The following is a 22770-nucleotide window of genomic DNA, read 5'->3' on the forward strand; positions in this document are numbered from 1 at the left end:
CGCATAATAAAACTAAGTTTTCGCATAATCCTCTTGCCCTAAATGTGAGTCAAGATTCTCGCTCAGGATTTGACCAATGGATTTCTTATATCTTATGCCGAAAAAGCTATAAGCGTTGAAAATGAAGGGATTCATCGCGCAGTTTGAGTCAGGAAGCTGCTGTGATATGCACGATAAATTTTGTCGCTGTAGCGAGATAGGATTTTTGCGATTCGGTTCTGAGTGTAACGGTGCGCTGACTGGCGTGGTCATGCTGCGGTTAGAGGCACGACAAATCGCCTCGCTATGACTCCTGGTTTATCACTCGCATGATGCGCGGATGTTCACTGGCAGGCAGACGTTCAAACCCTGGCAGCAGCTGAGCAGCGGCGTCTGCCAGCGCTTCCACCAGTGCCTGCGCCGCGCTGGAAATCTGGCGGCCTTGCGGCGTGATCACGCCAAAGAAGTAAGGAATGTCTTCCTGAATCGGGCGAATCGCCACTCCGGCCAGCGGCATACCCCAGCCCGTCACCGGTTCGAGGATCGCCACGCCCAATCCGGCGCGCACACAGCCCAGAATATTCGCCGACGAGTTGGTTTCGATGGTTTCCAGCAGTGGCGCTTTCACCTTCTTCAATGCTTTTTCATAGCGGCCGCGCAGACGTTGCGGACTCCATGGCGCGATTAAACGGCGGCCCGCCAGCTGGCTGAGGGATAGCTCACTGTGTACTGCCAGCTCATCCTCTTCCGGCAGGGCAATCACGCATTGAGACTGCCCGATCCAGTGCAACTCCACCGCATGATGTTCCAGCGGTAAGCTACATAAGCCGATGTCCGCTTCTGCGGTGATCACGGCATGTGCTGTCTGTACGGCGGACTCACTGATGATTTGCACTTTGTTTTGCAGGTTTAGCGCGGCCAACGCCTGCGGCAATAACCCGGCGGCCAGTGCTGGCGTCGCGGCAATGCTGAGTGGACGATGCTGCTGATGCGCGATCTCTTGGGCGCGCAGTCGAATCTGTTGCAGTGACAGCAGCGCTTTCTGCACGTACTGATGCAGCTGCAGCGCTTCTTCAGATGGATGAATGCGCGGACCATTGCGGATAAACAGCGGGTAACCCAGCGACTGCTCCAGCTCCTGAATCAGGCGGGAGACGGCGGGCTGCGAGCGGTTCAGTGCCTTGGCGGCCGCCGTCACGCTGCCCGCCGAAATTACCGCCGAGAAGGCTTCCAGCTGACGCAGATCGAGGTCGTTTAACAGAGTCATCGCGTGGTTACTTCCCTAAGTCATTGATCGTTCCCGACAATCACGCGGGAAAAAATCCATCATAGAGAGAGTTTCGCGAATTAGCCACTGCGGGAAAAACCGCGTGGTGGTCGCCATTAATGGCGAATCTATAGTTTAGGGTGCACATCAATAGCGCTCGTCATTTCAGGATGCACATTGGTGGCGCCCGATCATTGTAGAGTACGCATTGATAGCGCCCAGTGATTGTAGGATGCGCACTGGTAGCGACCAAACATTGTAGGGTGCGCATTAATGCGCACCGGAAACAGCAACCTAATATTTAGCGCACCTTATTCTGCGCAAAATCGTTGTAATTCTCCTTATTAATCAGTTGATAAGGAATAAATTCATCCTTCGCCACCTTCTCGCCTTTCACCAGAGCAACAGCCGATTGCACCGCGCCATCGCCCTGCCCTTTGGCGTCCTGAAACACCGTCAGGCTCATCTCTCCACTCTTAATGAACTGCAGCGCATCTGGCGTGCCATCAATACCCGCTACCAACACGTTTTTCGCCCCCGCCTGCTTGAGCGCCAGAATGGCACCAATCGCCATCTCATCATTGTTAGCAACGATGGCGTTGATATCCTGACCGGTCAGTAGCCAATTGGTGGTGACATCATTGGCTTCTTTGCGGAAGAACAGTGCGGATTGCTTATCCAGCACCTTCATGCCCGGATGCTGCGCGATCACCTCTTCGACCCCTTTGGTGCGTTCGCGGGTATCTTCGCCCGACAGATTGCCCATCAGGATCATCACATTACCTTTATCCCCCATCGTCTTCGCCAGTGCTTCCATCTGCATTTTTCCGGCCAGACGTGGATCCGATCCAACATAGGCCATGCGATCACTCAACGGTGTTTCTGGCCGACGGTTAACGAACACCAGCGGCACGTTAGATCGCTGTGCCAGTGCGATAATCGGTTTCATTGCCTGGGTATCGGTGGGCGTGACAATGATGGCGTCAACCCCTTGACCGATAAAGGATTCCACCTGCTGCAACTGCTGTGCGGAATCCCCTTTTGCATCCTCAAACTGCCCTTTTACATCGCCGAGTTGTTTCATTTTGCTCGCCATCGCCTGGCGCAGGATGGTCTGAAAATTATCATCGAAATGATCCATGCTAACGCCAATGCTGAGGTCTTTCGCCATCACGCTCACGGGTAGCGCGCACAGCAGTGCCAGCGCGGTAAGGTGTTTTTTCAATTGCATAATCTGACCTTATTGTATTGATCTGTAGGGGGCAGAATCGGCGCATCCTTACTCGGGATAGGCACCGGCAACATTCTGGTCGTAATCGATTAATGCACCGGTCATCACACCGGCATCCTGACTGAGCAGATAGCTGGCAAGGCCTGCCAACTGCTGCGGCTTACAAAGCTGTCCCATCGGCTGTGACGCCTCGGCACGTTCCAGCCAGCCATCCGTCGCGCCGTGATATTTTCGTTGGGTGAGATCCTCGCCAGGCGTGTCCATCCAGCCGGGCAAAATGGCATTGCAGCGAATACGGTTGCCGCGATAGGCATTGGCCACGTTTTTAGTCAGCGTGGCGAGTGCACCTTTGGAGGCAGAGTAAGGTGCCAGATAGGACTGCCCACAGTGTGCGCACTGAGACAGGATATTGACGATCGCCCCACTGCCGCCCTTAGCCAGCCGATGGCGCACAAAGCCCTGCATCAGAAAGAAGGGTGCACGCGCGTTGGTATTGAACATCTGGTCCCAGAGTTCAACTGGCGTATCCACCAGCGTGCCGCGAGCGCCCAGTGCGGCGGCATTCACCAGCACGTTCACATCGCCAAAGGCTGCGACCGCCCGCTCGGTTAATGCCAGGCACGCATCCACATCCTGTAAATCCAGCGCGACGAACTGCGCGGTGGCGCCCAGTTCAGCCAGTTCGGCACTGGCACGCGCGCCCTTATCTGCATCACGCCCGGCAAGGATCAATCGTGTGCAACCCTCCCGTACCAGTTGACGTGCGATGGCAAAACCCACGCCCTGTGCGCCACCGGTCACGATGGCAATGGTATTCGTATGTCGGCCCGCGGTGTTATGCATGATAGAACTCCTGATCTAATCCAGTGAGGTGCAGGGTTTTGCCGAGTCTGAGTGACTCAGTGGCGGCTTCCGCCAGCAGTGCAGCTTTCAGTCCATCCAATGCATTGACCGGCATCGGTTCGCCGCTCTGTGCACACTCCAGGAACAGCCGCATCTCTTCCACATAGCTGGGCCCGTAGCGCTCCATAAAGAATTCCAGAATCGGTGCGGCGCAGCCCGGCGCGTTGGGTGAATAGCGCGTAAAGCCAGACTGACGCGGGTTATCGGACATCACCATGCCGCTGGCACCAAAGGCTTCAATGCGTTGGTCGAAGCCATAGCTGCAGCGACGAGAGTTGAGGATAGTGACGAGTGTGCCGTCCTCCGCCAGTAACGTCACGCTGGCAGTATCCACATCCCCCAGGCGACCGATTTCAGGATCGATGATCGACGATCCGTGTGCAGTGACACTGACAAACTCTTTGCCGACGATTCCGCGCGCCATATCGAAATCGTGGATCATCATGTCGCGGAACAGGCCGCCGGAGCGTGGAATGTATTCCAGCGGCGGTGGAAACGGATCGCGGCTGGTGATAGTCAGTTGTTCCAGGCGACCAATCTCGCCAGCCTGCACTGCATGACGCACCGAGGCATGCCCATGGTCGAAGCGGCGATTGAAACCGAGAAACACCCGCTGAGCCGCCTCACTGCCAATGATCTCAATGCAACGCCGCGCATCCGCCAGGCTGCTGGCTAACGGCTTTTCACACAGCACCGGTTTACCGGCATTGGAGGCCGCGATGATCAGCTCCACGTGAGTATCCGATGACGTGGCGATGACGACCGCATCCACCTGAGGATGGTTGATAGCCGCAGCTGCACTGGATGCCACCGCGGCACCGGTTTCTGCCGCCATCGCGTCGGCGGCTGCGCTGACCGGGTCATACACCGCGATAATTTGTCCGCCCGCCTGGCGAATGGCGCTGGCATGGACTTTCGCCATGCGGCCAGCACCGAGCAGCGCAATACCTGTTAATTGCGTCATGTGTGACTCCTGAAATAAAAGGAAAACCGATAGCGTAATAATTCACGTGTTTTTATCTTTATCATTTAAATAAAAACACGCCTTCACGCTGATTATTGGTATGAAAAATTGATTAAATCGTTAAATAAACTCTACGCACTTCACCCTTTGAAATTAATTGATGCTGAAATCTTGATCAAACACTGAATTGGCGGTAAACATTCACTCAATGAGGGGTTCCCATCAAAATGGACGGTTAATGTGAGCGATATCAAAAAAACCACGTTGGATCAGATAGCTGCAGCGGCGGGCGTCAGTTTGAGTACCGTGGACAGGGTGATGAATCGACGTGGCGGCGTCTCGCCCGCCAGGGAAGCCAAAGTGCTGGAGTGGGCCAACAAGCTCAACGTCGATCGCGTACTGTTTCGCGGCTATTTGCCGATGCTGCGCGTGGCGGTATTGATGCAATCACCGAAGAATCCGTTTTATCGCGGGCTGCGCAATGCCTTCGCCGATATCGGCGCCACCCTGTCGGATATGCGCCTCAACTGCTTTATTCACTACCTCGACTTGACTAAACCACAGGGCACCATCAAACAGATCCACCAGATTGCCTCGGTGAATGACGCGATGATTGTGGTCTGCCCTAATGATCCTGATGTCGCGGAAGCGCTACGACAGATATCCACCAAAACCCCGGTGGTGACGCTGGTTACGGACATCCCAACCAGCGGACGCATTGCCTATGTAGGGCCGGACAACCGTCAGATGGGCCGCGCCGCCGGGGAATTAATGGGCCGATTTTGCGGCAGCCAGGGCGGTGAAGTGCTGGTGGTGTTGGGGATGCAGCACATGATTGGGCACGAGGAGCGCGAGATGGGATTCCGCTCGGTACTGCGAGAGCGCTTCCCGCAGTTTGCCATTAGCGAGACGCTGGAAAGCGGCGAGGACCAAACGCGAGCGGGCGAAGTGGTGCGCCGCGCATTGCAAAACAATTCGAATATTCGTGGCATTTATAACGTTTCAGCGGGTAACACCAATATTACCCAGGCGATTAAATCTCTCGGGCTGGAGCAGCAGATGGTATTGATCACTCATGAACTGACCACCGAACGTCGCCGCATGCTGCGCGAAGGGGTGATTGATGTGATTATCGATCAGAATCCGCATGAAGAAGCGCGACGCGCGCTGGAGATTATTGCGGTGCATTTTAATCGGCTGGAAAGCGATAAATCTCCTGGGAGCTATACGCCGTTTAATATTTATATTCGCGAGAACTGCCCGCCGGAATCGGAGTTTAGTTAATCCACAATTAAAGTTTTTGCGTAAGTTCGCGCTTGTTGTCATTTAACAGGCGCAACATCTCACGTAAATAATCATCTTCATTGCCTTTTTGCCAGGCAATACTCAGCGGCAGGCCCTTTATTTGCTCTGGCAGCTCCAGCGGGATATAGCTGACGCTGTCGCTGTTCATGGTGCGATAGGATGCTGGCACCACCGCCAGGCCCAATCCCGCGCTGACCAGACTTAAAATGGTCTGCTTCTCTTCAGCAAACTGCGCGATGTGAGGCGTTAATCCCGCCAGTTTAAACAAACTCATGGTGAGATCGTGACTGTGTGGTCGGGTACGTCGGTCGGGAATAATCATCGCTTCATGCTGAAAATCCTCGACGGTCGCGCGCGATCGGCTGGCCAGTGGATGATTCAACTGCACTGCCAGCACGCAGCTTTCTCGGGTAATAAAGCGAATTGCCAATGAGGAATCAATGACCTGCGGCGCACGAATAAAAATCATATCCAGCCAGCCCGATTTTAATTTTGGAATCAGGTTAATAGTCTTATCTTCAATAATATGAATATCACTGGTGGGATAAAGGGGAACAAATAAGTTGAGTAAGGCGGGTACTAATCCGCGCGCCGCGCTGTCAATCGCGCCAATTCGCAATGTACGACGTTCATCTTTTAATCCCGATTTGAATCTACGTGACAGCGCATCAAATTGATCGATAAGTTTGCTGGCTTCATCAAAAAATATCGCCCCTTCCGCTGTTAATGAAACATTGCGCGTTGATCGGTTCAACAAGCGCACGCCCAGATCCTCTTCGAGTATTCGGATGAAGCGAGAAAGTGACGCAGGCATCATTTCCAATCTTTGGGCTGCCCGGCCGAAATGGAGTTCTTTGCCCACTGTCACAAAACAACGCAGTTGATTTATATCCACATTTCCCTCGCCATTCGATTATTCAAATACTTTATATAATCCACGATTAATGATTCGCCAAGTCAAAACTGCATACTGAACTCGATGACAAAAAAATAACACCACCCTACACAATCTGGAGCACTTTAATATGAACTCTCACCTCGAAAAAAGGGTGATGCGTAAAGTGACGTTACGCATTGTGCCCTTCATCATGCTGCTCTACTTCATCGCTTTTCTCGATCGCGTCAACATTGGTTTTGCCGCGTTAACTATGAATCAGGATTTAGGATTCTCGCCCACGGTATTTGGTTTGGGGGCTGGGATCTTTTTCCTCGGTTATTTTTTATTTGAAGTCCCGTCGAACTTAATTCTGCATAAAGTCGGTGCACGTATCTGGATAGCCCGCGTGATGATCACCTGGGGATTAGTCTCTGGCTGTATGGCTTTCGTGCAAGGCACCACCAGCTTCTACACCCTGCGTTTCCTGCTCGGCGTGGCGGAAGCGGGTTTCTTCCCCGGCATCATCCTCTATCTCAGTTACTGGTTCCCGGCAGCAAAACGGGCGCAGGTCACCGCCATCTTTATGGCCGCGGCGCCACTCTCGACCGCGCTGGGTTCGCCCATCTCTGCCGCCTTGCTGGAGATGCACGGTTGGCTCGGCTATGCAGGCTGGCAGTGGATGTTTGTGCTGGAAGCCATCCCCGCCCTGGTGCTCGGCGTGGTGGTGCTGTTCTTCCTTACTGACCGTCCGGCCAAAGCCAAATGGCTGACCGACGAAGAGCGCGCGTGGCTGGAGAACACCATGCAGGCTGAAGAGCAAGCGCGGGCGGCTAAACAGAGTCACAGCAGCGCATGGCGCGGGCTGGCCGATAAGCGTGTGCTTGCACTGGCGCTGGTCTACTTCGGCACCTCCGCCGGGTTGTATACGCTTGGCATCTGGTCACCGCAAATCATCCGCAGCTTTGGCGCTTCTTCGATGGAAATCGGGTTTCTGAATGCCTTCCCGGCGGTGATTGGCGTTATCGCCATGATCCTGTGGGCGCGTCATTCCGACCGCACTAAAGAGCGTAGCTGGCATGTGATTGGTGCCTGTTTGCTGGCGGCGGCAGGACTGATTTACGCCGGTAACGTCAGCACGCTGTTTGCCGTGATCGTCGCACTGACGCTGGTGACCGTAGGAATCAGCGCATCGAAACCGCCGTTATGGAGCATGCCAACGCTGTTCCTCAGCGGCCCGGCAGCGGCAGCGGGTATCGCCACCATTAACTCCATCGGCAACCTCGGCGGTTTTGTCGGCCCGATGATGATTGGTGTCATCCGTCAGCAAACCGGTAGCTACACCTGGGGGTTGTACTTTGTCGCCGGATTACTGGCGCTCTCCGCCCTCGTGGTCCTGATTCTTTCTGCCAAGGCGAATAAGCCGCAAACGGCAGAGATTCCTCATCCTCATACTCATTGACTGGAGAAGTAACCATGCGTAATTACAAAATTGCAGCCATTCCCGCTGACGGTATCGGTCCGGAAGTGATTTCGGCAGGCGTGGAAGTGTTGCACGCTGTGGCGCGTCACGATGAACAACTGAAGTTTGATATTGAAACTTTTGACTGGGGTTCGGATTACTACAAACAGCATGGCGTGATGATGCCTGAAGATGGCCTGAACACGCTGAAAAAATTCGATGCGATTTACTTCGGCGCGGTAGGTGCACCGGATGTGCCAGACCACATCACCCTGTGGGGCCTGCGTCTGCCGATTTGCCAGGGCTTTGACCAGTACGCCAACGTGCGTCCAACGAAGATCCTGCCGGGCGTGACCTCGCCGCTGCGCAATCGCGGTCCGGGCGATCTCGATTGGGTTATCGTGCGTGAAAACTCTGAGGGCGAATACTCTGGCAACGGCGGCCGTGCGCATCGCGGTTTGCCGGAGGAAGTCGGTACTGAAGTGGCGATTTTCACCCGTGTCGGCGTCACGCGCATCATGCGTTATGCCTATAAACTGGCGCAGTCACGTCCACGGAAGTTGCTCACGGTGGTGACCAAGTCTAACGCCCAGCGTCACGGCATGGTGATGTGGGATGAGATTGCCGCCGAAGTGGCGCTGGAGTTTCCTGATGTGCAGTGGGACAAAATGCTGGTCGATGCGATGACGCATCGCATGACGCTGCATCCGCAGACGCTGGATACCATCGTTGCCACCAACCTGCATGCCGACATCCTCTCCGATCTGGCCGGTGCTCTGGCGGGCAGTCTGGGCGTGGCCCCGACCGCTAACATCGATCCGGAACGCCGCTTCCCATCGATGTTCGAACCGATTCATGGCTCAGCGTTTGATATCACTGGTAAAGGTATCGCCAACCCGATTGCGACCTTCTGGACAGCGGTGCAGATGCTGGAACATCTGGGCGAACATAATGCGGCAGCGTTGATCATGGCTGGGATCGAATACGTGTGTGAGAAAGGGATTTTGACACCGGATGTCGGTGGTACGGCTAATACCGCTGATGTAACCCGCGCCGTGGTGCAGTTTATTGAAGCCAAAGCGAAAGTGGCTGAGACGGCGTAAGGATGGGGATGCAGAGAGATCCTTCGGGATCTCTTATCATCGCTTAGGGGTTTCACGTGTTCAAAAAGTTTATCTCTCTCACTCAGCAAATCACTCTGGCTACAGCTGCGAGTATTCTAATTGCTTATTAAGTCATCGCTTTATATTTTTTAAAATTGTAAGGTTTGCATTACATAATAATTGGACACAACGTACAGACTTCAAATCATCCTCTGCTATTTATCGCACTTATCTTTATTCAAACTGCACTCCAGTTAATGGACAGTGAGTTATTCATCCTGTCTGAAGAAACACAATGCCACTTCATTGGAAATTACTCAGCTTTTTTTTCAGGGATACGATGAAAATATCATATATTTTTCTCTCAATTATTTTTTCTCTTCTTCCCATTCAGGCGAGATCTGTCATCTCCATTACTAATGCGAATCTTCCAGCAGGTTCCTCTTCGGTCAATATTAGCTATAGCGCTTCTGGGAGCAATTCAACCGCTTCAATTGGTTGCTCAACGCGTTACTGCCAGTTCGGCATATGGATTGTTAACGGTTCCGGTACAGATGTTCGTCCTGCAAGAATTGTACTTAATAGCGGTGGTGGTGGAGTACCAGGAACCGATACCTGGTCGAATGCCAACATTGTTTTCTTAAATAACTATCCTTCCAGCGCCTCATTTACCTCTCCGCTGCCCCTGGGATTGGGGCCCTATACTGTCTGTGTCGGGGGCGCGACCAACAATACAGGCGCTCAATATAGAAATCAGCCCGGAACTTCCTGCCGGACGGTCTCTGTTCCACCCGTCCCCACCAGCTGTGCTTTTTCAAGCTCACCGACCATCGATCACGGCACTCTCCAGGCTGACAAGGTCAATGGTAAACAAGACAGTGTCTCAATCAACGTGAACTGCAACCGCGCAACCTCGGCCAATATCGCTAACCTGGGTGGCGCCATCAATATGGGCGGCGGAGTCAGTTCCACATTGACCTTTGATGGCCGTGGCTTAGGCTCCATTTATCTACCCAACGGCATATCAACCCATACGGTAACCTCTACTCTGAGTGCAACCAACCCTACGCCCGGAGATAAGAGCGGCAGCGGCGCCATCGTGATCAATCTCCCATAATTCACTTCCTGTAATAGCGACGGATTTCGAACAGCAAGTTTCACCGCCCGGCAATAGCCGGGTTTTTTATCGATACACTTGCGTAGAAAACGATTGCGCCCGAAACTATTCTCTCCCTAGTCCTGATTCACATGGAAGAGAAAGGAATGGCGTTATGACGCAGAATGGCATCCCAGCCAACAGAACCTTGCTACTCGCGCTGCTGGTCGCAGTCACCTTCTTTATGGAAAACCTCGACTCCACCGTCATCACCACCGCCATTCCCCAAATGGCACGCGATTTCGCCGCCAGCCCGGTAGCGCTTAACGTGGGTGTCAGCGCTTATTTATTAGCAGTAGCGGTGGGTATTCCCATGAGCGGCTGGCTGGCGGAGCGCTACGGTGCGCGCAACGTGTTTGCCTGTGCCATTCTGATTTTTACTCTGGCGTCGATACTGTGCGGACTCAGCGATACCCTTCTGATGTTCGCATTGAGCCGCGTTTTGCAGGGGATTGGTGGCGCCATGATGGTGCCGGTGGGACGCATGGTGGTGCTGCGTGTGACCGAAAAAAAGGACATGGTGAAAACCATCGCCTTTATCACCTGGCCGGGTTTGATTGCACCCGTCCTCGGCCCGCCACTGGGTGGCTTGATTGTCACTTATGGCCACTGGCCGTGGATTTTCTGGCTTAATATTCCACTCGGCATCATTACTATTATTGCTACCGCCTATCTGGTGCCTCAGTTCAAAGCAGAGCAACCAAGAGTATTTGATGTGCGAGGTTTTTTGCTGACCGCCACAGCATGCACTGCGCTAATTATCTCTTTGGAAGCGCTCGGTCAGATGCACCTTTACCTCGGTATTCCATTGTTATTGATTGGGGTGCTGTGCAGCGTACTGGCCTATCGCCATAGCTTCAACCACCCACAACCTCTGTTGCCGTTCAGTGCCATGACCATCAATACCTTCCGAAATGCCGTTGTCGGGGGATCACTGTTCCGCGCATCCATTAATGCCGTGCCGTTTCTGTTGCCGTTGCTATTTCAGCTTGGTTTTGGCTGGAGCGCAGCGCAAGCAGGCGCCATGGTGCTGTGGGTATTTGCGGGTAATCTGGCAATGAAACCGGCAACCACATGGTTGATGAAACGCTTTGGCTTCCGGCGGGTATTGATGGTTAACGGCGTCATCAGCCTGGCAGCGATGCTGTGCTGCTTGCTGCTCAGTCCTGCACTCGGCTATTTCGCGATTGCTGCCATTCTGTTTATTGGTGGATTGTCGCGCTCGCTCCAGTTCAGCTGCTACAACAGTTTTGGTTTTGCTGATGTGCCCCAGGCCAAAATGAGTGACGCCTCCGTGGTGTTCAGTATCTTCTTCCAGTTCAGCATGAGCGCCGGTATTGCACTGGCCGCCCTATTCCTGCGCGGAGCGATGCTGTGGCATGAACATGCAACCATTGAGCAGAATGACATTCACATCGCATTTGCGGGTGTGGCTTTGCTGGTGCTGATGTCACTGTTTGATGTCTGGCGACTGGAGAATAATGCCGGTGCGCAGGTGCTGAGCCGATAACGACAAACCTGCCCGCGCGGATAATGGCGTGGGCAAATTTATTCATGGCTAGCTCATCAGGAGCATCATGTTTTATTAATAATAATCATTAACTGTTCTCGTAATATTTACGATGCGGCTCACATTAACCGCCATATTGCGGTGTTATAGTTTTTGGCAATTGGACCAATTGGTCATTCAGATTAAAATATCGACATCTTGATCCCTCTATCTTCCTATCACTTCCTTTGTAATATATCCCTGACAAATACCCCATTCACCCACTACATCGACAGAAAATAAATCTTATTTTCATAAAACCACTTGCTGCTCATAATGTTTCCCAACGACGCCGAAAAAAAATCGAAAGGCGAAGAAAAAAATGAATCATGCAGTTTTAATCTGCATATTCAAGGAGCACCTGATAGCAGTGTGTAAATACTGATATTTCTTCATATTAGAGGCGTAACTCATCGCTAAAACGTCTGATGAAATCTCAGTGAAAACATATTTCTTAAAAATAAGAAAATATGGGTACTAAACCAAATGGAAGATATTAAATGAAAAAGTGTATTATCGCCCTGTCTGTATTAAGCCTGTTTACCGCTTCCTCTGTCTACGCTGCAGGTGGCACAGGTAAAGTCACTTTTACCGGTTCGATCATTGATGCACCTTGCTCTATTGCACCGGGTTCATTGGATCAAACAGTTCCACTGGGCGCCATCTCTAATGTGGCACTGGCAGCCAACGGCAATACCGGCTCTTCCAGCCCTAAACCTTTCCACATTGAACTGGAAGATTGCGTCATCACTACACCAGGAACGAAAGATAAAGTCAGCGTCACCTTTACCGGAGCAGCCTCTCCACATGACTCAGATAGCCTGGCTCTGGTCGGTGGTGATGCCAGTGGTGCATCCATCGTCCTGACTGATGGTGATGGCGTTAAAGTTAAACTGAACACCGCATCCACTGGCCAGACCGTCATCAATGGCAATAACACCCTGACCTTCGCTGCACGCGTTCAAGGTGGTGGTGCAGCAGCCACTATCGTACCGGGTACTTTCCAGGTGCCGGCGAACTTCGTACTGAACTACAACTAATCAATAACGCTTTTACTAACCTGCGGCGTGCCTGCCGCAGGTTTTTTATCTCCTCTATTCTGGAGTGCGCAAATGTTATTTAAGTCATTATCTTCACGATATTCGGCCGTCTGTTTTTTACTTTTAGGTGTTTCGCTAATAACAAAAACATCATTTGCAAACACTGAAGGATTTGGTCGCGTGAATATGACTGGTTCAATAGTTGAGACACCTTGCGCAATTGAAGTAGGCGATCGTGAGCAAACCCTTTTATGGGAAACCATCCTGTCAGCAAAATTATCCGAGAGGGTCAGGGACCAAAGAAAGAATTCTCTATTCGCTTATTTGGTTGCACTGTCACCCGATTGGACCCCTCCAAACCCGACTGGAAAAATTTCAAAGTCATGTTTGATGGTGAGGATGATAAAGGACATTTTAAAACCTCGGGTATGGCCAGCGGTGTATCTGTAAAAATCAGTGACCATGTAGGCAATGTGGCTTCACCCGGAAAACATCTGCCAGAACGGGATCTCATGGCAGATAACATGCACCTTAAATACACACTGAACTTAGTTGGCAACCAGGAAATATTACAAGCTGGTGACCATCAATTAACTATTCGATTCAGAATAGATTATAACTAAAGAGGCACGCAATCATGCTGTTATGCCTTCCGCGTCAAGCGGCTTCACTCTTTTGTATGACCGCCATTGGGACATTCTTATTAATCGGCAATCTGACATCATCAATTGCTGCCAGCGAGGTGCAGTTCAATACGGATGTTCTCGATCTTAAAGATCGTAGCAATATCGATCTCAGTCAGTTTTCGCGTAAAGGTTTTATCCTGCCGGGGACTTATTCTCTGTCTATCAACCTGAATGCCATCCCTCTGTCTGAGAGACAAATTCATTTCTATCCCGCAGAGCAGGATGCCAATGAAACCGTAGCCTGTGTAACACCAGAGATGTTGTCGCAATTTGGACTCAAAGAATCTTCTTTAGCCAAACTGACATGGTGGCGGGATGAGCAGTGTCTTGCGCTGGAGAGTATCCCGGGTATGGAGGCTCGTGGTGATTTAGGCAAGTCAACGCTCTTCGTAAGTATTCCACAGGCCTACTTAGAGTACAGCAGTCCTTATTGGGATCCTCCCGCTCGCTGGGAAGAGGGCATTACTGGAGCGCTGTTTGACTACAACCTCAACCTGCAAACCCTGCAACAAAACGGCGCGGGCGGAGGAAGTGGCACTAATTTGTCGGGTAACGGCACCAGTGGCGCGAATTTCGACGCATGGCGTTTGCGCGCAGATTGGCAAGCGCGTTACGACCGTCGCAGCGGCAATAATCGCGAATCCAACACTCATAGCTGGGACTGGAGCCGTTTTTATGCCTATCGCGCCCTGAGTAAAATCGGCGCGAAGCTCAGTTTGGGTGAGGATTATCTCAGCTCTTCAATTTTCGATAGCTTCCGTTACACAGGTCTAAGTCTGGTCACCGATGACAATATGTTGCCTCCCAATCTGCGCGGCTATGCTCCGGAAGTCAGCGGTGTGGCGAAGAGCAATGCGAAGATCATCATCAGCCAGCTAGGCCGCATCATTAAAGAAGTGCAAGTCGCGGCCGGTCCCTATCGTATTCAGGATCTTGATAGCGCCGTTTCTGGCAATCTTGATGTTCGTGTGGAAGAGCAGGATGGCAGCGTCACACAATATCAGGTGAGTACCGCAACCATCCCTTATCTGACCCGCCCGGGCCAGATACGCTACAAAACAACTATCGGAAAACCCAGCGACTGGAAGCACCGCGTAGAGGGCCCTCTGTTCGCTGCCGGAGAGTTCTCCTGGGGTATTAGTAACGGTTGGTCGCTTTATGGCGGAGGCATTGGGGGTGAGGAATATAACGCGCTATCAATGGGATTAGGTCGTGACCTTTTGTCACTGGGCGCGCTATCAACGGATGTCACGATGTCGCAGGCCAAAGTGCATCATCAGGATGCCCAGCGTGGCGGTTCTTATCGCCTGAGTTATGCCAAGCGCTTCGAGGAGACGGGCAGCCAGGTCACCTTTGCTGGCTACCGTTTCTCTGATAGCGGCTATCGCTCAATGGCCGAATATCTGGATTCTCTGGACGGTGACATCAGTGCAGGCCGCAGCAAAGAGATGTACACCATCTCGCTCAACCAGCAATTTGAATCGTTGAATCTGACAGCGTATTTGAATTACAACCATCAGACCTACTGGAATCAGGCCGCTAACGATCGTTATGACCTGTCACTCTCACGTTATTTCGATCTGGGCCGCTTCCGAAATCTCAGCCTTTCACTGACGGCGTACCGTAATAAATTCAATAACACCAATGACGACGGTATGTATATGTCGCTGTCGCTGCCATGGGGTGAATCTGGCTCGGTGAGTTACAACGGATCTTATTCCAAAGGCGATAACCGCCAGAGTGCCAGCTATTACAGCCGTGTGGGTGATGCAGACTCTTACCAGGTCAGCACCGGTGTTGCACGCCAGGGTGCCGATCTCAGCGGCTACTACACCCATAACGGCACTCTCGCCCAGATCAACAGCTCAGCGAGCTATCGCGAAGGTCAGTACAGCGCACTGGGGGCTTCAATACAAGGCGGTGCAACACTGACTGCGCAAGGCGGCGCATTGCATCGCACCAATATTTTAGGCGGTACCCGCATGTTGGTTGATACCGATGGCGTGGCCGGCGTGCCGGTGGGTGCTTATGGCAATCCCGTTTACACCAACCACTTTGGTAAAGCCGTGGTGAGTGATATCAGCAGTTACTACCGCAACAGTGTGCGCATCAACGTTGATAAGTTGGCAGATAACGTAGAAGCCCCGCAATCCGTTGCGCAGGGAACGTTGACGGAAGGGGCAATCGGCTATCGCGCATTCAACGTAATTTCGGGTGAGAAAGCGATGGCGGTCATACGGTTGGCCGATGGTTCAGCTCCTCCATTTGGTGCCACCGTTTTAAATATGAAGAATCAAGAAGCCGGTATCGTTAATGATGATGGCAATGTTTATCTCAGTGGTATTAATTCCGGTGAGACAATGGTAGTGCGCTGGAATAATGAAGAACAGTGCAAGATATCATTACCCAAGATGCTGCCATCAAACATGATGAACAATATTTTACTTCCTTGCGAAGAGATAACGCGATCTTAAAAAACACTTTTCAATCAACTAACACTGTAGGAAGAAAATGAACAGAAAACATTTATTTAGCATAATTACAGTAACCACCTTTAGCCTTATTTCACATTCAGTTACTGCTGCAATATCACTCGATCGAACGCGTATCATATTTCCTGGTTCAGAGAAGTCCGTCAGTTTAACAGTAAGCAACCAAAACACGGAACTGCCTTATTTAGCGCAGGGTTGGCTGGAAGACGAACAAGGTGAAAAACTCACTGCGGGTAGCCCACTTACAGTTGTGCCGCCAGTACAGCGAATTGAACCCAAAGCTGAAAGCCAGATAAAAGTGCAGGCCCTGACCACAGCTGAATCCTTTAGGACACTGCCTCAGGATCGTGAATCGCTTTTTTATTTCAACCTGAGAGAGATTCCGCCTAAAAGCGATAAACCTAATGTGTTGCAGATTGCCCTGCAAACGCGCATCAAACTGTTTTTCCGTCCGGCCTCTTTAGCAGAAGCGGCGGCGGCACAACATGCGTTGCCTTTCCAGGAAAAAATAACCTTAAGCAAAAGTGGCGATAAGTACACCGTTATTAATCCAACGCCCTATTACATCACGCTTATTGGCGCCAGCGCTAAAAAAGACGGAGAAGTGATTAAAGGGTTTGATGCCCTAATGATCTCACCCAATAACCAGACAGTTTTGGGCGGCAGCGCAGCGGCATTAGGTGCTTCGCCAGTATTGGTATACGTCAATGATTACGGCGGCCAAACAGCCTTAACCTTTAAATGCAGCGGCAATGTTTGCAGTGTCGATACCAGTAAGCGCGCAACTCCAAAATAATCAGGAAATGAACTCATGCAAAAAACGGTTATCACGACGCACATGAAAAGAGTACTCAAGTGCGTGCGATTCTCAGCGCTTCCAGCGAGCGTATTGTTATTTTCTTCAATGGCGCAGGCGGGATTTAATGATGGGCTGGTCGATGGTAATTACGGCGTCATTCGTGCCCATGGCACTTTGACCGAGAGCGCTTGCCGACTGGAGATGCGTTCAGCCGACCAATCAGTTGATCTGGGGAACATTGCTACCGGCGTGCTGAAACAGCCTGGTGATATCGGTAATTTAGTACCCATTGCGCTTTATTTGCATGACTGCCTACGCACGTCATCTGCGAACCGGGATGTAAAAGGCAATCTCGTCTGGAGTGCCAGCCAGCCAGCGGTCTCATTCACCTTCACTGGGATAGAAGACCCGGTTAATCCTCAACTGGTTAAAGCACAGGGTGTTGAAGGCATGGGGCTGCGATTAAAAGATGCCTTCCGTAAAAATGTCACGCTGGGGCAACGCGGCAAGCCATTGTTAGTCACTCCTGCCAGTAATGTAGCCATCTATTACATTGCACCTGAACGTACCAGGGACAATCTTCGCGCCGGAAGCTATTCAGCCAATGTGAACTTTAGGTTGAACTATGATTAATTTAAATCCGAGAAAAAAGACAGGACTCCTCTTATTCGGCTTTGCGATGACTGCAATATTCGCAGTTATTTCTATAAGTCGATCTGTGCAGGCATTTTCAACGACCGCGACAGTAAAAGTCAAAGTACTGGCACCGCCCTGCATCGTTAATGGAAATCGAGATATTCCGATTGATTTTGGTAACGATATTATTTTCTCGCGCATTGACAGTCGTATTTATGAGCGTTCGATACCCTATGTGCTCGACTGTTCAGCGGGCACGTCGAAGGCACTGAAAATGCAAATTCGTGGAGGCGGCGCTTCTTTTGACACGACAGTACTGGGTACAAGCAAAGCCAATCTTGCTATTGAATTAAAAAGTAACGGTTCAAAGATGGCAATAAACAACTGGCATAACTTTACCGATCCTGCACGACCCTCATTAAGTGCGGTTGTGATTAAAAATAGAAGTGGTGCCGTCACAGGTGGATACTTCACAGCAACATCAACGTTGCTGGTTGATTATCAATAGGAAGAAGAGATGAATAATATAAAACGGCCTAACAAAAAACAGATGATGTTATTTTTCTGTTTATTCATGACTTTTCCAATGGCGCAAGCAACAAATGTCAACTTTAGGGGGACTCTTGTAGAGTCTATTCCCTGTGAGATTAACAGAGGCGGACTCATTGAGGTTGACTTCGACACCGTCATCATTCGTGGTATAGATGGTAACAAGTATCGTCAGCCCGTGCCCTACACAGTGACTTGTTCGGAAACCGGAAGTGTTCGTTTAAGCGTCCAGGGAACATCAGCAAGCTTTGACAATACTGCGGTGGTCACCAACAAGAGCGGTTTAGGCATTAGAGTTGAACAAAATGGTTCGCCATTACGTATTAATCAATTTATTTCAATCAATCTCTTAAGACCACCTACGCTGACTGTCGTCCCCGTTGCCAACCCTGCATCCTTACCTACAGCAGGTCCTTTTACGTCCCGAGCGACCATCATCGCAGATTATCAATAGGGTCAGCTATGAAGCGAATCATCACATTTTTAATTATCCTATGTGCACCAGGTTACGGGATGATACTTCCTTCGTCGGCCTACGCAGCGGAAAACCTTATTATGCGCGGGACGCTTGTCGATAACCCCTGTTTTATACGGCCGGGTGATGAATTAATTAAGCTTGATTTCGAAGAAGTCATCGATAAATACCTTTATCGCTATAAGCGCACGCCCAGCAGGTCCTTAAAGATTCATTTAGAAGATTGCGACATAAGTGTCTTCAAAGAAGTTAAGGTTAGCTTTCAAGGTACGGAAAACACCTCCTTGCCAGGATTATTGCGTCTTGATCCAGGCAGTGCGGCCAGCGGAATCGCAATCGGTATTGAAGATACAGACGGATCTGCTTTAAGCATTAATAAACCAGCACCGGCAAAAAAATTGCAGGCTGGCGATATGGTGCTGGCATTCCAGGCCTATGTACAAGGGGAACCTAATGCCATTATTAACAAACGAATTGGGCATGGACAATTCACGGCTACGGCAACATTCGTATTAAACTACTTATAAAATATGGAGTGTAACGTCTGCTTTACTTAGCATAAAATTCACAGACGCCGCACTCCATTGGCTTACCTCACTTCCCGCGCTAGATTCAAAGCCTTTCCCTTATTACTGAGGTAGTAAATGCACAGTCTCTTCGTTTACGGCACGCTCGGTCCAGGCCGTCCTAATGCGCATGTCATGGAAAATATTGGCGGAAGCTGGCAGCAAGGTTATGTGCTCGGCAACTTGCGTGAAGCGGGCTGGGGCGCTGCGATGGGTTTTCCCGGCATTGAACTCACTGCAGATGGCGCGCAGGTTAACGGCTTTGTCTTCAGTTCGGATAACCTTTCCGCGCACTGGTCGATGCTTGATGAGTTCGAAGGCGAAGGCTATCAGCGCATCCCGGTTGAAGTGGTGCTGCAAGATGGCAGCACCCTGATGTCAGAAATCTACGCGCTAAAATGACCTAAGCGCCGTTTCCAGCCGATCCAGCGCGCTGAGAATGCCATAGCTGCGCGCCTGCTGTTCATCCGGCAACGGCAACCAAATATCCGCCTGACTGGCTAAATCCAGTGCAGTTGGGCAGATCGCGATCACTGCGGTTTTCTGTATATGAGCGTGGTGCACCGCGCTCAACACGCTGCTGTTCACCGCATCCGGCGCGAGAATCAGCAGCAAATCATCCGGTTGTAATCGGCTCAGCGTCATGCGCAGCAGGTTATCGTCCTGAATCCACGCCAGTGCCAGACCTGTTGCGTTTAAGCGTTGATGCACTTCGGCCACCAGCGGCGTGGTCTGCCCTGCCGCTCCAATTAACAGCACGCTACGAGCTTTACGTAACATTCGCGCCGCTCGCTCCCAGGTCGCGGTTTCAGCCAATGACCACTGCTGGGCTAACGCCTGATGAATCGCCTCAAGCTGCGGAATACCCTGTTTGGCGCCAGGCGATGGCACATAACTGGCCCTGGCCAGCCGCATACGCAATTCGCGAATATCTTCACAACCCACAGAACGGGCAAAACGGGTGATGGTGGCCGCACTGACTTCAGCGCGCCCGGCTAATTGCTCGATCGTAGCCGATGCGGCAAACGCGATATCGTTAAGAATCGCCACTGCAACACGATTTTCCTGCTGGCTGAGTGAAGGCTGACGTTGACGTATCACATCGATAAACGCCCCTTCCTGCTGGCCTGCTTTGCGCACCTGATGCAGAAAATCATCCAGATCGCGACAGCCTGCTGAAGCGGCAAAACGGTGCAACACATCCATGTTGACACCCGCTTGCTTAGCCAGACCCTCCATGGTGGCCTGCGTGCTGACATGCAGGTTTTCCAGTATAAAACGCGCCAGTTTTGACTCCGGCGCATCCGCGCGTGCCGATTGCTGCCGCAGTTGCCAGACAATATCCATCCGCTCACCACATCCTCTCGTTGCGAACATCCATCATGCATGAAAATATTTTTCAGTGTGAGTTTTTTTTCATCGATTCCAGCCCGATAGTGGCTTAAATACCGTCATGTTAACGAAAAATTACAGCACCGATCACACCTGTGAAAAATATTTTCACAAACAATCACGATGTAAACTATTGATTTTAAATAATTATTTATTCATTCATCAGAAAATCATCTGTCCGGAGGGTATTTACACCGCTTCAAACACAGGTCTTAAATGGCCCCGACAAATCACAGGAGGAAATCATATGCGTATCGTACTTTGCTGTGCTGCAGGGATGTCCACCAGCATGCTGGTCAACAAAATGCAGAGCGCTGCTCAGGGGCGCGGGCTGACGATTGATATCAAAGCGGTGCCGGTGGCGGAATTCGAACGCATCCTGCCGGATGCCGACGTGGTGCTGCTCGGCCCGCAGGTGAAATTTGAAGCCGCCCGCCTGACGGCCATCGCTGAGCCACAGGGCAAAGCTGTCGCCGTCATCGACATGATGGATTACGGCATGATGCGTGGCGAACAGGTGCTGGATACCGCCCTGGCGTTGCACACCTCGTAATACCTCCGTTTTACCCAAACTGACCGAAATAAACACGGCCTTGTGCTGTGGGGGATTCTGCATGTCCGAAGAAGTGGTTATCGAGTTTGAAGAACAAATCATGCTGCTGCTGGTGCAGGCCGGTGCCGCTCGCAGCGCAGCACTGAGCGCCCTGCGATTGGCGCGTGAAGGCCAGTTTGCTGCTGCCGAGCAACAGCTCATGGCTGCGAAAGAGAGCGTCAAGGGCGCACATCAGCAGCAAACGGCGTTGATCAGTCTCGATGAAGGCAGCGGCAAACTGCCCGTCACCCTGATTTTGGTACATGCCCAGGATCACCTGATGAACGCCATGCTGGTGCAGGATCTGGCGGGCGAAATCATTGAACTCTACCGCCGCACTGCGGCAGGAGGAACCGATGCTTAAGATGGCAATTATTGGTGGTGGCAGCAGCTACTCACCGGAACTGGTAGAAGGAATTATCAACCGCTATGCGCAGTTGCCGGTGACTGAACTGGCATTAGTGGATGTGGAATCGGGGCGTGAGAAAGTGAATGTCATTGCCGACCTCACGCGCCGTATGCTGCAGCAGAATGGCTTAGAACAGGTCAAAGTCAGCGTGCATTTTGAGTTGGATGATGCGATTCGTGGTGCCAGCTTCGTGCTAACCCAGCTGCGAGTCGGGCAGCTGGCAGCACGTGCGGCTGATGAACGTCTTGGCTTGAAATACGGCCGCCTCGGCCAGGAGACCACCGGCGTCGGCGGTTTTGCCAAAGCCCTGCGCACCATTCCGGTGATGCTGAACGTGGCGCGTAAAGTGGAAGAACTGGCGCCTGATGCCTTCATCATCAACTTCACCAATCCCGCGGGCATCGTGACCGAAGCCGTTTCACGCTACACCAATGCCAAAATCATCGGGCTGTGTAACGTGCCGGTGAATATGCATCATATGATTGCTGGCATGCTCAATGCGCCATGGGATGATGTGCAACTGCGCTTTGCCGGGCTCAATCATCTGGTGTGGGTACATCAGGTGACCTGTCGTGGCGAAGATGTCACTAAGCAGGTGATTGAACAACTGTGCGACGGCCAGTCGCTGACCATGAACAACATCAAAGATATGCCGTGGTCACCACAGTTCCTGCGTGCGCTCAACGCCATTCCCTGCCCGTATCATCGCTACTACTGGCAGACGCCGCAGATGTTGGCCGAAGAGCAGGAGAAAGCGAAAAACGGTCATGAAGGCACCCGCGCTGAGCAAGTCATGAAAGTTGAAGCCGAACTGTTCGCGCTGTATGCCGATCCGCATCTGGCCCACAAACCGGAGCAACTGAGTTTCCGCGGCGGCGCTTATTACTCTGAAGTAGCGGTTGAACTGATCAGCGCGATTCACAACAACAGCGGCAAGAATTTGGTGGTGAACTGCCGCAATAATGGCGCGATTCACGGCCTGCCCGATGACGCGGTGGTTGAAGTGAACTGCCTGGTGGATGCCCAGGGCGCGCACCCGTTGGTGTTCGGTGAGTTGCCGCCGTTGATGAACGGTCTGACACAGCAGATTAAAGCTTTCGAGCGCTTAACCATCGAAGCGGCGGTTCATGGCGATCGTAATCAGGCGTTGCTGGCGCTGCTGGGCAATCCGCTGGTCGGCGATGTCACGACAGCGGAAGCCCTGCTGGAAGAAGTGTTAACGCTGAACAAGCCGTGGTTGCCGCAGTTCAACTAATGCTGGTTTAACATCCTGCGCAGCCACGTTGCGGTGCAGTTTATTGCGCGATAGATCGCACCGCTGCCCAGTGTGCAAACATCCGC

At 51.7% G+C, this 22770-nt stretch carries 23 protein-coding genes; 17 read left to right on the forward strand and 6 right to left on the reverse strand.

Going from position 1 to position 22770, the window contains the following annotated elements:
- Window positions 1-283 precede the first annotated feature (283 nt).
- From ACXI0A_RS18115 to iolG, 4 genes are all read right to left on the reverse strand, one after another.
- A complete protein-coding gene (locus ACXI0A_RS18115; RefSeq protein WP_476147381.1) occupies window positions 284-1246 on the reverse strand; it encodes a LysR substrate-binding domain-containing protein in 963 nt (320 codons plus the stop codon).
- 301 nt (window positions 1247-1547) lie between these two features.
- Entirely contained in the window at window positions 1548-2477 is a 930-nt protein-coding gene (locus ACXI0A_RS18120; RefSeq protein ID WP_476147380.1) for a substrate-binding domain-containing protein, read from the reverse strand.
- A 48-nt stretch (window positions 2478-2525) separates the two neighbouring features.
- A complete protein-coding gene (locus ACXI0A_RS18125) occupies window positions 2526-3320 on the reverse strand; it encodes an oxidoreductase (protein WP_476147379.1) in 795 nt (264 codons plus the stop codon).
- Window positions 3313-4344, reverse strand: coding sequence for an inositol 2-dehydrogenase (gene iolG / locus ACXI0A_RS18130; RefSeq protein ID WP_476147378.1), 1032 nt, complete (start codon window positions 4342-4344; stop codon window positions 3313-3315). The genes ACXI0A_RS18125 and iolG overlap by 8 nt, the downstream gene beginning before the upstream one ends.
- Window positions 4345-4584: 240 nt before the next feature.
- On the opposite strand from iolG, the gene ACXI0A_RS18135 reads away from it, so the two are divergent.
- Window positions 4585-5628, forward strand: coding sequence for a substrate-binding domain-containing protein (locus ACXI0A_RS18135; RefSeq protein WP_476147377.1), 1044 nt, complete (start codon window positions 4585-4587; stop codon window positions 5626-5628).
- Window positions 5629-5635: 7 nt separating this feature from the next.
- Here the strand turns inward: ACXI0A_RS18135 and ACXI0A_RS18140 are convergent, their stop codons facing one another.
- Entirely contained in the window at window positions 5636-6544 is a 909-nt protein-coding gene (locus ACXI0A_RS18140; RefSeq protein WP_476147376.1) for a LysR substrate-binding domain-containing protein, read from the reverse strand.
- Window positions 6545-6674: 130 nt separating this feature from the next.
- Between ACXI0A_RS18140 and ACXI0A_RS18145 the strand changes: the two genes are divergently transcribed.
- The 13 genes from ACXI0A_RS18145 (at window position 6675) to ACXI0A_RS18205 (ending at window position 19438) form a co-directional block, all read left to right on the forward strand.
- A complete protein-coding gene (locus ACXI0A_RS18145; protein WP_476147375.1) occupies window positions 6675-7985 on the forward strand; it encodes an MFS transporter in 1311 nt (436 codons plus the stop codon).
- Between the two features lie 14 nt (window positions 7986-7999).
- Window positions 8000-9088, forward strand: coding sequence for a tartrate dehydrogenase (locus ACXI0A_RS18150; RefSeq protein ID WP_476147374.1), 1089 nt, complete (start codon window positions 8000-8002; stop codon window positions 9086-9088).
- A gap of 295 nt (window positions 9089-9383) precedes the next feature.
- Window positions 9384-10205 carry a hypothetical protein gene (locus ACXI0A_RS18155; RefSeq protein ID WP_476147373.1) on the forward strand — a complete coding sequence of 274 codons (822 nt, stop codon included), beginning with the start codon at window positions 9384-9386 and terminating at the stop codon, window positions 10203-10205.
- A 154-nt stretch (window positions 10206-10359) separates the two neighbouring features.
- Complete coding sequence (locus ACXI0A_RS18160) at window positions 10360-11754, forward strand: MFS transporter (RefSeq protein ID WP_476147372.1); 1395 nt, start codon at window positions 10360-10362, stop codon at window positions 11752-11754.
- A gap of 539 nt (window positions 11755-12293) precedes the next feature.
- Entirely contained in the window at window positions 12294-12833 is a 540-nt protein-coding gene (locus tag ACXI0A_RS18165) for a fimbrial protein (protein ID WP_476147371.1), read from the forward strand.
- Window positions 12834-13084: 251 nt separating this feature from the next.
- Window positions 13085-13456: a fimbrial protein gene (locus ACXI0A_RS18170; protein WP_476147370.1), complete on the forward strand. Its 372-nt coding sequence runs from the start codon at window positions 13085-13087 to the stop codon at window positions 13454-13456.
- Between the two features lie 56 nt (window positions 13457-13512).
- On the forward strand, window positions 13513-15993 hold the full coding sequence (locus tag ACXI0A_RS18175; protein WP_476147369.1) for an outer membrane usher protein: 2481 nt from the start codon (window positions 13513-13515) through the stop codon (window positions 15991-15993).
- Between the two features lie 37 nt (window positions 15994-16030).
- The gene (locus tag ACXI0A_RS18180) at window positions 16031-16807 is read left to right on the forward strand and encodes a fimbria/pilus periplasmic chaperone (RefSeq protein WP_476147368.1); all 777 of its coding nucleotides are present in this window, start codon (window positions 16031-16033) and stop codon (window positions 16805-16807) included.
- A gap of 15 nt (window positions 16808-16822) precedes the next feature.
- A complete protein-coding gene (locus ACXI0A_RS18185) occupies window positions 16823-17443 on the forward strand; it encodes a fimbrial protein (RefSeq protein ID WP_476147367.1) in 621 nt (206 codons plus the stop codon).
- Entirely contained in the window at window positions 17436-17954 is a 519-nt protein-coding gene (locus ACXI0A_RS18190; protein WP_476147366.1) for a fimbrial protein, read from the forward strand. The genes ACXI0A_RS18185 and ACXI0A_RS18190 overlap by 8 nt, the downstream gene beginning before the upstream one ends.
- 9 nt (window positions 17955-17963) lie before the next feature.
- Complete coding sequence (locus ACXI0A_RS18195; protein ID WP_476147365.1) at window positions 17964-18449, forward strand: fimbrial protein; 486 nt, start codon at window positions 17964-17966, stop codon at window positions 18447-18449.
- Window positions 18450-18457: 8 nt separating this feature from the next.
- A complete protein-coding gene (locus ACXI0A_RS18200; protein WP_476147364.1) occupies window positions 18458-18997 on the forward strand; it encodes a fimbrial protein in 540 nt (179 codons plus the stop codon).
- A gap of 117 nt (window positions 18998-19114) precedes the next feature.
- Window positions 19115-19438, forward strand: a complete 324-nt coding sequence (locus ACXI0A_RS18205; protein ID WP_476147363.1) for a gamma-glutamylcyclotransferase — start codon at window positions 19115-19117, stop codon at window positions 19436-19438.
- Here the strand turns inward: ACXI0A_RS18205 and ACXI0A_RS18210 are convergent.
- A complete protein-coding gene (locus ACXI0A_RS18210) occupies window positions 19430-20383 on the reverse strand; it encodes an SIS domain-containing protein (protein WP_476147362.1) in 954 nt (317 codons plus the stop codon). The genes ACXI0A_RS18205 and ACXI0A_RS18210 overlap by 9 nt on opposite strands.
- A gap of 292 nt (window positions 20384-20675) precedes the next feature.
- On the opposite strand from ACXI0A_RS18210, the gene ACXI0A_RS18215 reads away from it, so the two are divergent.
- From ACXI0A_RS18215 to ACXI0A_RS18225, 3 genes are all read left to right on the forward strand, one after another.
- A complete protein-coding gene (locus tag ACXI0A_RS18215; RefSeq protein ID WP_160832993.1) occupies window positions 20676-20981 on the forward strand; it encodes a PTS sugar transporter subunit IIB in 306 nt (101 codons plus the stop codon).
- A 61-nt stretch (window positions 20982-21042) separates the two neighbouring features.
- Complete coding sequence (locus ACXI0A_RS18220) at window positions 21043-21384, forward strand: PTS lactose/cellobiose transporter subunit IIA (protein WP_224933570.1); 342 nt, start codon at window positions 21043-21045, stop codon at window positions 21382-21384.
- Window positions 21377-22684: a family 4 glycosyl hydrolase gene (locus ACXI0A_RS18225; RefSeq protein WP_476147361.1), complete on the forward strand. Its 1308-nt coding sequence runs from the start codon at window positions 21377-21379 to the stop codon at window positions 22682-22684. Before ACXI0A_RS18220 ends, ACXI0A_RS18225 begins: the two co-directional genes overlap by 8 nt.
- The last annotated feature ends 86 nt before the right edge of the window (window positions 22685-22770 follow it).

It is taken from the genome of Pantoea sp. C1E2 (genome assembly GCF_056491465.1).

Excerpts from the sequence above, each read along its gene's own strand:
- ACXI0A_RS18150 (WP_476147374.1), top strand. The coding sequence starts at position 8,000 with ATGCGTAATTACAAAATTGCAGCCATTCCCGCTGACGGTATCGGTCCG.
- ACXI0A_RS18175 (WP_476147369.1), top strand. The coding sequence starts at position 13,513 with ATGACCGCCATTGGGACATTCTTATTAATCGGCAATCTGACATCATCA.
- ACXI0A_RS18195 (WP_476147365.1), top strand. The coding sequence starts at position 17,964 with ATGAATAATATAAAACGGCCTAACAAAAAACAGATGATGTTATTTTTC.
- ACXI0A_RS18155 (WP_476147373.1), top strand. The coding sequence starts at position 9,384 with ATGCCACTTCATTGGAAATTACTCAGCTTTTTTTTCAGGGATACGATG.
- ACXI0A_RS18215 (WP_160832993.1), top strand. The coding sequence starts at position 20,676 with ATGCGTATCGTACTTTGCTGTGCTGCAGGGATGTCCACCAGCATGCTG.
- ACXI0A_RS18205 (WP_476147363.1), top strand. The coding sequence starts at position 19,115 with ATGCACAGTCTCTTCGTTTACGGCACGCTCGGTCCAGGCCGTCCTAAT.
- ACXI0A_RS18200 (WP_476147364.1), top strand. The coding sequence starts at position 18,458 with ATGAAGCGAATCATCACATTTTTAATTATCCTATGTGCACCAGGTTAC.
- ACXI0A_RS18165 (WP_476147371.1), top strand. The coding sequence starts at position 12,294 with ATGAAAAAGTGTATTATCGCCCTGTCTGTATTAAGCCTGTTTACCGCT.
- ACXI0A_RS18120 (WP_476147380.1), bottom strand. The coding sequence starts at position 2,477 with ATGCAATTGAAAAAACACCTTACCGCGCTGGCACTGCTGTGCGCGCTA.
- ACXI0A_RS18220 (WP_224933570.1), top strand. The coding sequence starts at position 21,043 with ATGTCCGAAGAAGTGGTTATCGAGTTTGAAGAACAAATCATGCTGCTG.
- ACXI0A_RS18225 (WP_476147361.1), top strand. The coding sequence starts at position 21,377 with ATGCTTAAGATGGCAATTATTGGTGGTGGCAGCAGCTACTCACCGGAA.
- ACXI0A_RS18125 (WP_476147379.1), bottom strand. The coding sequence starts at position 3,320 with ATGCATAACACCGCGGGCCGACATACGAATACCATTGCCATCGTGACC.
- ACXI0A_RS18210 (WP_476147362.1), bottom strand. The coding sequence starts at position 20,383 with ATGGATATTGTCTGGCAACTGCGGCAGCAATCGGCACGCGCGGATGCG.
- ACXI0A_RS18170 (WP_476147370.1), top strand. The coding sequence starts at position 13,085 with ATGGGAAACCATCCTGTCAGCAAAATTATCCGAGAGGGTCAGGGACCA.
- ACXI0A_RS18190 (WP_476147366.1), top strand. The coding sequence starts at position 17,436 with ATGATTAATTTAAATCCGAGAAAAAAGACAGGACTCCTCTTATTCGGC.
- ACXI0A_RS18185 (WP_476147367.1), top strand. The coding sequence starts at position 16,823 with ATGCAAAAAACGGTTATCACGACGCACATGAAAAGAGTACTCAAGTGC.
- iolG (WP_476147378.1), bottom strand. The coding sequence starts at position 4,344 with ATGACGCAATTAACAGGTATTGCGCTGCTCGGTGCTGGCCGCATGGCG.
- ACXI0A_RS18145 (WP_476147375.1), top strand. The coding sequence starts at position 6,675 with ATGAACTCTCACCTCGAAAAAAGGGTGATGCGTAAAGTGACGTTACGC.
- ACXI0A_RS18115 (WP_476147381.1), bottom strand. The coding sequence starts at position 1,246 with ATGACTCTGTTAAACGACCTCGATCTGCGTCAGCTGGAAGCCTTCTCG.
- ACXI0A_RS18160 (WP_476147372.1), top strand. The coding sequence starts at position 10,360 with ATGACGCAGAATGGCATCCCAGCCAACAGAACCTTGCTACTCGCGCTG.
- ACXI0A_RS18180 (WP_476147368.1), top strand. The coding sequence starts at position 16,031 with ATGAACAGAAAACATTTATTTAGCATAATTACAGTAACCACCTTTAGC.